Annotated in this window: 9 protein-coding genes and 1 tRNA gene; 5 read left to right on the forward strand and 5 right to left on the reverse strand. The window is 68.1% G+C overall.

Features of this window, described 5'->3' with window-relative positions; genetic code table 11:
- Positions 1–87: 87 nt before the first annotated feature.
- From ACV4UX_RS06605 to ACV4UX_RS06625, 5 genes are all read right to left on the reverse strand, one after another.
- Positions 88–1,374 carry a two-component system sensor histidine kinase NtrB gene (locus ACV4UX_RS06605; RefSeq protein WP_491592523.1) on the reverse strand — a complete coding sequence of 429 codons (1,287 nt, stop codon included), beginning with the start codon at positions 1,372–1,374 and terminating at the stop codon, positions 88–90.
- Positions 1,358–2,524, reverse strand: coding sequence for an alcohol dehydrogenase-like regulatory protein ErcA (ercA, locus tag ACV4UX_RS06610; RefSeq protein WP_491592524.1), 1,167 nt, complete (start codon positions 2,522–2,524; stop codon positions 1,358–1,360). Before ercA ends, ACV4UX_RS06605 begins: the two co-directional genes overlap by 17 nt.
- A 366-nt stretch (positions 2,525–2,890) precedes the next feature.
- Positions 2,891–3,241, reverse strand: coding sequence for a hypothetical protein (locus ACV4UX_RS06615; protein ID WP_491592525.1), 351 nt, complete (start codon positions 3,239–3,241; stop codon positions 2,891–2,893).
- A 16-nt stretch (positions 3,242–3,257) separates the two neighbouring features.
- Positions 3,258–3,866 (reverse strand): DUF8043 domain-containing protein, encoded by a 609-nt coding sequence (locus ACV4UX_RS06620; protein WP_491592526.1) that lies wholly within the window; start codon positions 3,864–3,866, stop codon positions 3,258–3,260.
- Positions 3,867–3,952: 86 nt separating this feature from the next.
- Positions 3,953–5,512: a glycosyltransferase family 9 protein gene (locus ACV4UX_RS06625; protein WP_491592527.1), complete on the reverse strand. Its 1,560-nt coding sequence runs from the start codon at positions 5,510–5,512 to the stop codon at positions 3,953–3,955.
- Between the two features lie 123 nt (positions 5,513–5,635).
- Between ACV4UX_RS06625 and ACV4UX_RS06630 the strand changes: the two genes are divergently transcribed.
- The 5 genes from ACV4UX_RS06630 to ACV4UX_RS06650 form a co-directional block, all read left to right on the forward strand.
- Positions 5,636–6,967: a malic enzyme-like NAD(P)-binding protein gene (locus ACV4UX_RS06630; RefSeq protein WP_491592528.1), complete on the forward strand. Its 1,332-nt coding sequence runs from the start codon at positions 5,636–5,638 to the stop codon at positions 6,965–6,967.
- A gap of 244 nt (positions 6,968–7,211) precedes the next feature.
- On the forward strand, positions 7,212–8,876 hold the full coding sequence (locus tag ACV4UX_RS06635; RefSeq protein ID WP_491592529.1) for a glycoside hydrolase family 3 protein: 1,665 nt from the start codon (positions 7,212–7,214) through the stop codon (positions 8,874–8,876).
- Between the two features lie 8 nt (positions 8,877–8,884).
- Complete coding sequence (locus tag ACV4UX_RS06640) at positions 8,885–9,649, forward strand: DUF362 domain-containing protein (RefSeq protein ID WP_491592530.1); 765 nt, start codon at positions 8,885–8,887, stop codon at positions 9,647–9,649.
- 117 nt (positions 9,650–9,766) lie between these two features.
- Positions 9,767–9,860: transfer RNA gene (locus ACV4UX_RS06645), tRNA-Ser, on the forward strand.
- Positions 9,861–10,527: 667 nt separating this feature from the next.
- Positions 10,528–11,373, forward strand: an 846-nt coding sequence (locus ACV4UX_RS06650; RefSeq protein ID WP_491592531.1) for a hypothetical protein, incomplete at its 3' end; no start/stop codon positions are given.

The raw sequence follows: 11,373 nt of genomic DNA on the forward strand, positions 1-11,373 counted from the left end.
CTCGATGATCTGTCGATGCGGAAAGTGGGGTTGTGTAAATGAGATCGCGAAAAAAGAAAAGCCCCCGTCGCCGGGAACGCTTGACGGCTACTGCGGGGACTGGGGAAAGGAGACGGTGATGGCCGCGCCGCGCCCCGGGGAGGACTCCACGCCCACCCTTCCGCCGTGCTGTTCCACCACGATGTAGTAGACGATGGAGAGCCCCAGGCCCGTGCCCTCGCCGGGAGGCTTGGTGGTGAAAAAGGGCTCGAAGACGCGCTCCTTCTGGGCCTCGTCCATGCCCGGGCCGTTGTCCTCCACGCGCACGAAGGCCCAGCCGTCGGCCTGCCCGGTGCGGATGGCGATGCGGGGCTCGGGCGTGCGGCTGGCGGAAAGGGCCTGGGCAGCGTTCTTCACCAGGTTGAGCACCACCTGCTCCACCTGGGTGGGCACGCACCAGACCTCGGACATGTGGGGGGCGTCTTCGCGCTCGATGCGGATGTGCCGGAAGTCGTATTTCTTCTTCAGGTCGAATTCGCTGCGGGCCAGCTCGAGGGCCTTGTCCACCAGATCGCTCAGGTGGGCGCGCGCCTTGCTCATGTCCGAGCGGCGGCTGAACTCCAGGATGTTGTTCACGATGCGCGCGGCGCGCACGCCGGACTCCTGGATGGAATCGAGCATGGCGGGAATCTTGCGGTCCTCCAGGTAGGCGGCCAGGGCCTGCTGGTCCAGCCCGGCGCGGGAGGCGGCCTGGAAGTTGGCGGCCAGCCCCGGGGCGAGTCTGCGGCGCACCGACTGCACGCCCTGGAGGATGCCCGCCAGGGGATTGTTGATCTCGTGCGCCATGCCCGCCGCCAGCGCGCCCACGGAAAGCATCTTTTCGGTCTGTACGAGCACCTCTTCCAGGCGCACCCGGGCGGTCACGTCGTCGATGCGCGCCACGGCCTCCACGCGCCCCTGGTTCAGGGGAAACACGGTGGCGTCGTACCAGCTGGACCCGGTTCCTCCCTTGCCCGGCATCTTGCGCAGCACGGCTGGAGCCCGCCGGGACATGGCCTCGCGGAAGGCTCCCGGCAGGCCGGGAAACCAGGGCATGAGCGCTTCGATCTCCATGCCCCGGGCCTGTTCGGGGGCCACTCCGGTGTGCAGGGCGCACTGGGCGTTGGCCAGGGTGACCAGCAGGTTGGCGTCCGCGCCCACCAGGATGGAGGGCATGGCGTCCATCACCGAACGCAGATAGCGTCCTGTGCGGTCCAGTTCGTCCATGCGCTCGCGCAGTTCGGGGTAGTAGCTCTTGCGCATGGAGCGCTCGCCCAGGCCGATGAGCTTGTCGCGAAGGATCTCCTCCTCCCCCTGCCCTTCCTGCCGCGGGTCTTCTTCAGAGGGCGGCTTCATAGATGGCCTCGATGTCGGCCTGGATGGGCACGCGCGGATTGGTGAGCAGGCAGGGGTCCTTCATGGCCATGGACGCGAGCCGTGGGATGTCGGCGCGGGTGACGCCCAGGTCGGCCAGGTTCCGCGTGAGCCCCGTCTGGGCGCGCAGCAGGCGTACGGAGTCCAGGAGCGCTGGCAGCACGCGGGAGTCCGGCTGTCCGTCCACCACGCAGCCCATGGCCCTGGCCACCTCGCGGTAGCGCTGGGGGGCGCTGGGGAAGTTGAAGGCGATCACGGGGCCCAGCAGGATGGCGTTGCATTCGCCGTGGGGCAGGTCCAGGCTGCCGCCCAGGCTGTGGGCCATGCTGTGCACCGCGCCCAGGATGGCGTTGGAGAAGGCCAGCCCGGCGTCGAGGCTGGCCAGGCACATCTGGCCCCGGGCTTCCATGTTGCGCGGTTCGCGCACGGCCAGCCCCAGGGAGGAGCGCGCCAGACGCACGCTCTCCAGGGCGAAGAGGTCCGTGACCGGCGAGCTGGCGTTGCTGACGTAGGCCTCCACGGCGTGCGTCAGGGCGTCGATGCCCGTCTCGGCGGTGAGCGAGGGGCTCATGGTGGTGGCCGGAGTTGGGTCGATGAGCGAGACGTCGGGCACGAGCATCTTGCTCACCAGGGCGATCTTCACCTTTCGGGTGGTGTCGGAGATGATGGCGAACTGCGAAACGTCGGCGGAGCTCCCCGAAGTGGTGGGGATGCACAGGAGCGGCGGCAGGGCGCGGGGGATGGTGTCCACGCCTTCGTAGTCGAGGATGTGGCCGCCGTTGGCGCGCACCACGCCGATGCCCTTGGCGCAGTCCAGTACGGAGCCGCCCCCCAGGGCCACCAGGGCGTCGCACTCCTTCTCGGCGTAGACGCGCGCGCCTTCCATCACCTCGTGGTCCTTGGGATTGGGCGTCACGTCCTGGAAGAGCACGCACTCCATGCCCGCGTCGGCGAGGGCGCGTTCCAGCTGCCCCGCCCAGCCCGATGCGATCAGGCCGACATCGGTGACCAGCATGGGACGCCGGATGCCGTAGTTCTCCGCATAGCGCGGCGCAAGCAGCCACGCGCCCTTGCCCAGCACGAATTCCGGAGCGAGGAATTTCCGCAGGCCGACGTTGGGGCTCTCGGTCATGACGCGTCCCCCATGGTTTTGATGCGAACACCCGATCCTACCACATCTTTAGCACGGCATCAGAACCTCGTAAAGAACAGGGAACGAATCTTGGAGGCATGCGGCGGAGAAACCATGGAGCAGCGCAAAACGGCCACGGGAGGGCCAAGGCCCTCCCGTGCAAGCTTTCCGGCGCACCAGAGGTGCGCCTCAGCGTGAGAACAAACCCCGAAGACGGGGTTTGCCAGAGCCGCTTACGGGCGGCAAAGCCGCCCTGCTCCAGGCTGCGCTCCGCGCAGGGCTGCTGATCAAGCCGCAAAGCCGGCTTCGTCAGCAGCCTCCGGCGCACCAGAGGTGCGCCTGATGCCGTCCCTCTCCCCTTCGGGTTCAGCCCGCCTTGTCCACGAAGCGGCTCCCGGCCGCAGACGTGCGCATGGACGAACGGTACCCGGTCAAACGCTGATTTTCCTGCTTGGCGCGCAACAGGTCGCGCCGGATGGCCTCGTGCAGGCGCTTGGCCTCGGCGGTGATCTGCCCCTGGATGCTCTGGAGCTGGAGCAGCTTCTGCTTGAGCGCGCCGATCTTCCTGGGGTCGCGCATGCGCCATGCCTCTTCCATGAGGGCCATGCGTTCGCCCGCCAGGCGTTCGGCCTCCTCCACCTCGCCTCCGGCCAGGTGTCCGAGTTCCAGGCGGCCTGTCTCCAACGCCTGTTCCATGATGTCGAGTTCGTCGCGCATGGCGCACCGCCTTCTGTTATGCCGCCCTGGCGATTTCCTTGATGTCCTCGCGCAGTTGGGCGATGACCTTCTTCCAGCGCTCGACGGCGGGGATGAATTCGTATTCCAGCAGGTCGGCCAGCAGGATCCAATCCTCGTTTTCGAGCACTTCGAGCATCTCGGAGAACAGCGAGGAAATCTCGCTGGCGGCCTGATTGAAGCCCGGAGTCTGCTTGAGGCTGAACTCGCTGCGAAGCACGCCGATCATGCCCAGGAAGTCGCGGGTCACGTCCATGAGATCCTGATAGACTTCGAGGGCCTCGGCGTCGTCGGCCTTGCGGAAGAGATCGGCCACGCGGCGCGCGCCCTTGTCCATCAGCGTGACGACCTTGTAGAGTTCGCGCGTGATGTTCACGGCCATCTCGCTGGTGGCCACGCTGACGATCTCCACCGACTCGATGCCCGAGGCGTCCACGTCCTCGGCCTGGTGCGGGTAGATCTCGGAGAACGGCTCCTTGTTGACCAGCACGTCGGTGACGATGCGGCCTTCCAGGTGCTTGTCCTCCATCACCTTGACGAGCAGCTGTTCCAGGTTCTCGAAACTCTGTACAGCCAATCCGGTTTCCCGGCCGTCGACCATGATCATGTCTTGCTCCCTCCTCCGATGGGTGTGGCGACTCCGGAAACTTTTTCCGGCGCAACATCCCATACAAGGAGCGTGCCAGACGGCGTTCAGGGCCGGGAAGCGAGCAGATCGCGCAGGGCGCGGACCAGTTGCGACACGGAATCGGCGAAGGCCGCGAAGCGGGCGATGTCCTGGCCCTCATCCTGGGAGAGGTGGAGCCAGAGGTGCGCCAGGGCGCAAAGGCGTGGATCGGCGGAAAACAGCCCGTGCAGGCGCTGCCAGGTGGTCATGAACTTGGCGCGCAGGGCCGGGCGCGGCGCGGCCAGGAGCACCCGGGCCTGCTGCGCCAGCAGTTCCAGCAGCGCGCAGGCCTGCTCCAGCGTGTTCCGCAGGCCCGAGCGGAACTCCTCCGTCAGAGCGTCGGCTTCGTGACCCTCGAAAGCGGGGGGCAGGCCGTCAAGAAACCGCCGCCAGGCCAGGCGCTGCACGCCGATCCAAGCGGCGCGCACGCCCGATCCGTGGCCCGAGAGCGAACGCAGGCCCATGAATCCGTCGGGGTGGGCCACGCTCTCCCAGAGGCGCACGCCGAGGCCCGGCAACTCGGGCCAGACGCCCCGCTCCATCCAGCCGTCCACGCAGGCCGCCAGCGCCTCGGGGCGCACCTTCTCCCGGCAGGCCCAGCCGATGGGGCACTGGTGGCCGAAGGGGCAGGGATGGCACTCCATGTCCGGCTCCACGCAGCAGGCTCCGGCCAGGTAGGGCCCCGTGTCCCAGGGCTGGGCCGTGGCCAGGAACACCGCCAGCACCGGAACGCCCAAGCCTGCCGCAAGGTGCATGGTGCCCGTGTCGTTGGAGACCACGAGGCGCATGAGCCGCACGGCGGCGGCCAGTTCCGCCAGCCCCGTGCGGCCCACCAGGCTTGCGTGGGGCACGCCGGATGCGGCGAACTCCTCCGCCAGGGCCTGCTCGCCGCCGGAGCCCAGGAGCACGGGGAAGAGGCCGTGGCGGTCATGGAGATGACGCGCCAGGCGCGCGAAGGATTCCACCGGCCACTGGCGCATGGCCGCGCTGGCCCCCAACTGGAGCCCCACCGGCGACGCGCCGGGGGGCGCCCCCAGTTCCGTCAGCAGGGCGCGCAAGGCATCCAGGGCGGCAGGCTCCGGAACCTTGAGGCGGAAGGAAGGCCTGTCGTCGTCCAGATGGGCGGCCTTGCGGAAGAGGTCCACCAGATTGAAGGGGCTCGACCCCCTGTGCCGCGAGGTGGCCTCCAGGAAGGCGGCCCAGGGCGTGGAGTAGGCCCCGAAGCCGAAGTCGTCCAGGCCGAACCCCTGCACAGGGCCTCCGTACAGGGCGCGCGCCAGCAGCCGGGCCGGGAGCGAGGACGTGAGGTTGATCACCCGGTCGGGAGCGAATTCGCGGCGGACCCTGCCGGCGTAGTCCAGGCATCCCGCCAGGGCGTGGGGCCAGGAGCGGTCGAGGTCGGCCAGGAAGCGCGCCCCGGGGATGCCCGAGGCGTAGGAGAGGTCGTTCAGCAGGGACGTGGCCTGGACGAAGTTCTCCAGGCAGACCAGGCCCACGCGCTCGTCACGCGCCGCGAGACCCGAGACCACGGGCTGCGTCTGGAGAAGATCACCGAAGCGGGTGAGGTTCACGACCAGGGTGTTCATGGGGGCCATCCGCGCTTGTGGCTTGTTTCACGAAAGCAGTTGCGCATCAGGACGGAGTGTACTAGGAATTTTCGCACTCGCACTCGCCCGCTTCAACGCTTGAAAGCATCCTGGAGGTTCCGGATGGCCCTGTTCACCAAAGAGGAAGCCCTGCGCTACCATTCCACCGCGCGGAAGGGCAAGCTTGAAGTGGTTCCCTGCAAACCGTTCCGCAACCAGAAAGACCTCTCCATGGCCTATTCCCCGGGCGTGGCCGAGGCCTGCCGCGAAATCCACGCCGACCCCTCCAAGATCTTCGACTACACCAACCGCGGCAACAACGTCGCCGTGGTCTCCAACGGCACGGCCGTGCTGGGCCTGGGCAACATCGGCCCCAAGGCCGGCAAGCCCGTCATGGAGGGCAAGGGCTTCCTGTTCAAGATTTTCGCGGACATCGACGTCTACGACTTGAACATCAACGCCCCCACCGTCGAACAGGTGGTCGCCTTCTGCAAGATGCTCGAACCCTCCGTGGGCGGCATCAACCTGGAAGACATCAAGGCCCCCGAGTGCTTCGACATCGAGCAGACGCTCATCGAGGCCCTTGAGATCCCCGTCTTCCACGACGACCAGCACGGCACCGCCATCGTCTCCGCCGCCGGCCTGCTCAACGCCTGCATGATCACCGGCAAGAAGATCGAAGACCTGCGCGTGGTTGTCTCCGGCGCGGGCGCGGCCGCCATCGCCTGCACCAAGCTCTACGTGGCCATGGGCGTCGACCCGGCCAACGTGGCCATGTTCGACACCCGGGGCCACATCAACAAGAGCCGCACCGGCCTGCACGCCACCAAGGCCTTCTTCGGCGACGTGCAGAAGACCGAATACGCCAGCCTGGGCGACGCCATGAAGGGCGCCGACGTGTTCCTGGGCCTCTCGGTGAAGGGCGCGGTCACTCCGGACATGGTCAAGGGCATGGGCAAGGACCCCGTGATCTTCGCCATGGCCAACCCCGACCCCGAAATCCCCTACCCCGACGCCAAGGCCGCCCGCCCCGACGCCATCATGGGCACCGGCCGCTCGGACTTCCCCAACCAGGTGAACAACGTCTCCGGCTTCCCCTTCATCTTCCGCGGCGCGCTGGACGCCGGATCGCGCAAGATCAACGAAGAAATGAAGATGGCCGCCGCCAAGGCCATCGCGGACCTGGCCAGGGAGCCGGTGCCCTCCGAGATCTGCGACATGTACGGCGTGAAGGAGCTCAAGCTGGGCCTGGACTACATCATGCCCAAGGCCCTGGACTTCCGCCTGCTCGAATGGGAAGCCCCCGCCGTGGCCAAGGCCGCCATGGACACCGGCGTGGCCACCATCAAGCTCGACCTCGATCAGTACAAGCTGGACCTGCGCAAGCGCATGGACGACGCCCACACCCGCATGAAGTCGTTCCTCACCACCTACGACCTCAGCGAGATCGGCTAGTTCCGACGCACGCACGATGCAATGGAGGCGCGCCGCAAGGCGCGCCTTTTTTCGTGACGTGGCGGAACCCCGCTGTCGCGCGCGGCACGGGACGAGCCTCCTCACTGCGCGCGAAGGGCCACGCTTCCTCCCGCCCGACGCCAAAGGCCCACGCGGCGGGCTCCGGAAGCTGAGGTCCGCGCCGCCGCTCACGGACGCCACGCCGGGCATTCCTCTTTTGCCCGGCTTGGTGTACGCCATCCCCATGAAGCCCCGACACCTCGCCGCCCTGCTTTCCGTCACGGCCGTGCTCCTGCTTGCGCCCTCCCTTGCCCTGGCCCAGCCCGACCCCTCCCCGGCCACCTTGTCCCTGGAGGAAAAGGTCGGCCAGATGCTCCTGGTGGCCTTCAAAGGCCCGGTTGTGTCGCCGGAGATCCGCGAAATGATCGCCAAACGGCGCATCGGCGGCGTGATCCTCTACTCCTCCTGGGGCAACGTCGAGAACCTCCGCCAGGTGGCCGCCCTCACGGCGGCGCTTCAGGCCGAGGCCGCCGCCACGTCGGCCGGTGTGGGGCTTTTCGTGGGCGTCGACCACGAAGGCGGCCCCGTGATGCGCCTGCGCGAGGGCGTCACGGTGTTCCCCAGCCAGATGGCCGTGGCCGCCACGGGCAACCGGGAGCACGCCCGGGCCATGGCCCGCGTCAGCGCCTCCGAACTGGCCGTGCTGGGCGTGAACATGACCTTCTCGCCAGTGGCCGACGTGAACTCCAACCCCGACAACCCCGTCATCAACATCCGCTCCTTCGGCTCCGACCCCAACGTGGCCTCGCGCCTCACCGCCGCCATGACCGAGGAGTTCGTGCGCGCCCGCATGCTCTGCACGCCCAAGCACTTCCCCGGACACGGCGACACCGGCGTGGATTCCCACATGGGGCTGCCCGTCTCCGAGCACGACCGCAACCGCCTGGAACGCGTGGACTTCCCTCCCTTCCGGGCCGCCATCCAGGCCAAGGCCCCCGCCGTGATGACCGCCCACGTGGCCGTGCCCGCGCTGGACCCCTCGGGACTGCCCGCCACGCTCTCGTCCCGGGTGCTGGAGGGAACCCTGCGCAAGGAGCTGCGCTTCGAAGGGCTGGTGGTCACCGATTCCCTGGGCATGGGCGCGCTCTCCAAGGGAGTGGGCACGGTGCGCGCGGCGGTGCTGGCGGCCAAGGCCGGGGCCGACGTGCTGCTTTTCGGAGCCGACATCGGGCACGAGCCCCCGCAACAGGCCGAGGCCTACGAAGCCCTCCTGGCGGCCGCGCGCTCGGGCGAGCTGCCCATGGCCCGCATCGACCAGGCCGTGGAGCGCATCCTGGCCGCCAAGAAGGCCTACGGCATCCTCCAGGCCAAGGCCGTGCCCGACCGCGCCGCCCTCATCCCCTACCGCGTGGGCATCCCCGACAACCTCCAGGCCGCCCTGGCCGCCGCCCAGGACAGCATCACCCTGCGCCACGACCGCACCAAGCTCCTGCCCTTCCGCCGGGGGGAGCGCATCCTGGTGGTCTGGCCCGAGCGCACCGTCTTCGATCCCGTGAACAGCCTGTCCCTGCCCGAGGGCGCGCAGCTCCTGCGCACCCCGCGCGAGCCCTCGGCCCAGGATCTCCAGAACGCCGTGGAAGCCGCCCTCAAGGCGGACAAAGTGGCCGTGTTCACCTACGACGCCATCCGCAACCCGGCCCAGCGCAACCTGGTGAACACCCTGCTCTCCATGAAGCCGCAGTCCCTGATCCACGTGGCCCTGGGCGGCCCCTACGACCTGGCCCTCTTCCCCCAGGCCCCGGCCGGCGTTGCCACCTACGGCGACGTGCCCGCCTCCCTGGAAGCCCTCTCCAAGGCCCTGGCCGGGAGCATCCCCCTCACGGGCCGGCTCCCCGTCCGTTTGCCCTGAGCCCGGCCGTGGAGCCCTGCGTCAGCGTCGCCTTCGCGGGGTATGCGGGGAGCGTCCCGGCCCTGCTGGATCTGGCCGGAGCGGGCCCCGTGCTGGCCCGTCAGCCGCTCATCCTGGTCAAGCCCAACCTGGTGAACGCCAAGCCCTTCCCGGTGACCACCCACCCGGACTGCTGCCGGGCCGTGCTGGCCTACGCGCGCCGTCACGCGCCGGACGCGAGGCTCGTGCTGGCCGAGGGCTGCGGGGACCCGCGCGTCTCCACGACGGAGCTTTTCCGGCGCTTCGGCTACGACAGGCTGGCCCGGGATTTCGACGCCCGGCTGGTGGACCTCAACGAGGAACCCTGCGAGCGCGTCGAGCGGCCGGACTTAACGCGCCTGAGGACCGTTCACCTGCCCAGGCTGGCGCTGGAGTCCTTCGTGGTCTCCGTGGCCGTGCTCAAGGCGCACAGCCTGGCGGGCTACACCGGGGCGCTCAAGAACATGATGGGCGTTCTGCCGCCCCTGCACTACGCCCAACGCCACGGCTTCTGGCGCAAGGCGGCCCTGCACGACGACCTGCAGCGCGCCGTCTCCGAGCTGTGCCGGGTGGTGCGCCCCGGCCTGTCGCTCCTGGACGCCTCGGTGGGTCTCAGGGAGCACCACCTGGGGGGCAGCGTCTGCGACCCGGCGCCGGGTCTGCTCCTGGCCGGGGACGACCCCTGGGAGGTGGACCGCGAAGGCGCCGCACTCCTGGGGCTGGACCAGCGCGCAGTGCCCTACCTGGCCGGGTAGACAGGCGCGGCTCAGGAACGGGCCGGTCCCGCGCCGCTGCTAGGGCGCGGTGTTCGAGGCCACGAAACCCTTGCCAACATCCGGTGTTTACCCTAATGTGCGCTTCCTTCGAGTTGCGGAGAGGTACCGAAGTGGCCGTAACGGGCCCGACTCGAAATCGGGTTGTGGGTTAATAGCCTGCACGTGGGTTCGAATCCCACCCTCTCCGCCATCTTTAATCCCTCCTTGCCCTGAACAGTCCACAAGCCCCCAAAACACAGCGAAATACCTGGAAAAAGGCGGGTCGAACGGACCGTCTTTGTCTCGTTTGGTCCTTTGACATCCACCCCTGGCGTGAACTGGTGTGTGCGTACGGCGTCCTACTCAGGTTTATGTGTGAGTACGGGGCCGGAAACGGAAGTCGTTTCCTGTCGTTAAATATTCAATGATTTCAATAGACATTGAGCCGGGAATCCCTATATACAGGCATGGCCTTCCGGCCTTTTCCTCTGGCCTCTGCCTGTAAATCACCTTCCCCCGTACCCCCCTTCAGGAAACCCAGGGACCACCTCCGTGCGGGCGTGGCCAAGCGAAGCCAGCCCGGCACTGACGTGGCGACGGTGCAGTAATCGGTGGGGGCTCGATGCTCAGGGAAACGATTCCCCTCGGTATTGATTACGGAATGAGCCTGCCGCGCCGTTTCACTTCGCACCGACTACGCAGCCATAAGCGGCAACCTGTCGAGCAGCTCCAAGGCCCCTGCCGCACGGTCTGCGGCCCAATGCAGGGGGGTTTGAAGCGAGAGGCTTCCTTGGTAGGATGCGGCCATGGGCATCCACCGGACCACACGCCGTAGCGCACGGTCACAACGCGCAAGGAACGTTCGCGGCCATGGCGGCATGGACCTTCCCGTCGCGAAGTTCGGCGCACGGCTGGCAATAGTCGCCCTCTTGGCGTCGTGCTGGCTCTTTCTCCTCGGGCTTACACCGTTGCGCTCGGGCGATCTCTACCTGAGCGAACCCATGCTTGCCGGCTTGCACGCCCTCTCCTTATGCGCGGCGTGCGGCTTGGCGGGGATGTTTCTGGGCGCTTCGCGGGTTGCGCGGCGCACGCTATGCACCCCGGCCGTGCTGGGGCCGCTCTGCATGGCGGGCGTGACGCTCGGCCTGTCGGGCTTTGCGGCCGATCCCCGCCTGACCCTATTCGGATTGCCCCAGACGGGGCTGGGGGCCATCTGGATGCTGGACCTTGCCGTGCTGGCGGGCGCTGCATCCGTGGCCGTCCGGCTGCGCCGCGCCCGGCTGCTTGCCTGGAACGCCGCAGGGGCATGCCTGGTCGCCCTTGCTCTGTCGCAGCCCTGGTTTCGCCAGGTCGACTGGTCGCCACTGACGCTGAGCGAATACGTTGCCTTCGCCGTAGTCGGCGCCTACATCTGCTGGGCGCGCCGCGTGGCTGGAGAAGCCCGGGGGCAGGCGCGGTTCGTTTTCGTGTCTCTCGCGGCCTTTGCGGCGCTGCTTGCCACGCGCAATGTCACGGCCAGCGCGACTCTGGCCCTCTCCCTGGCCTTGTTCGGCGTCAAACGGTTCCGCCCGGCGCTGCGCGGGCTTTCTCGCCCCGCGCTGGCCGCTTGCATCGCCCTGCTGCCTCTTCTTGCCACCCTGGGATTGGCCGGTCTTGAAGGGTCAGGGCTTCTGGACGGAGGCGGCAGGCTGGCCCATACGCTGCACTCCAGGTTCGAATCCCTG

It is taken from the genome of Fundidesulfovibrio sp. (assembly GCF_058402725.1).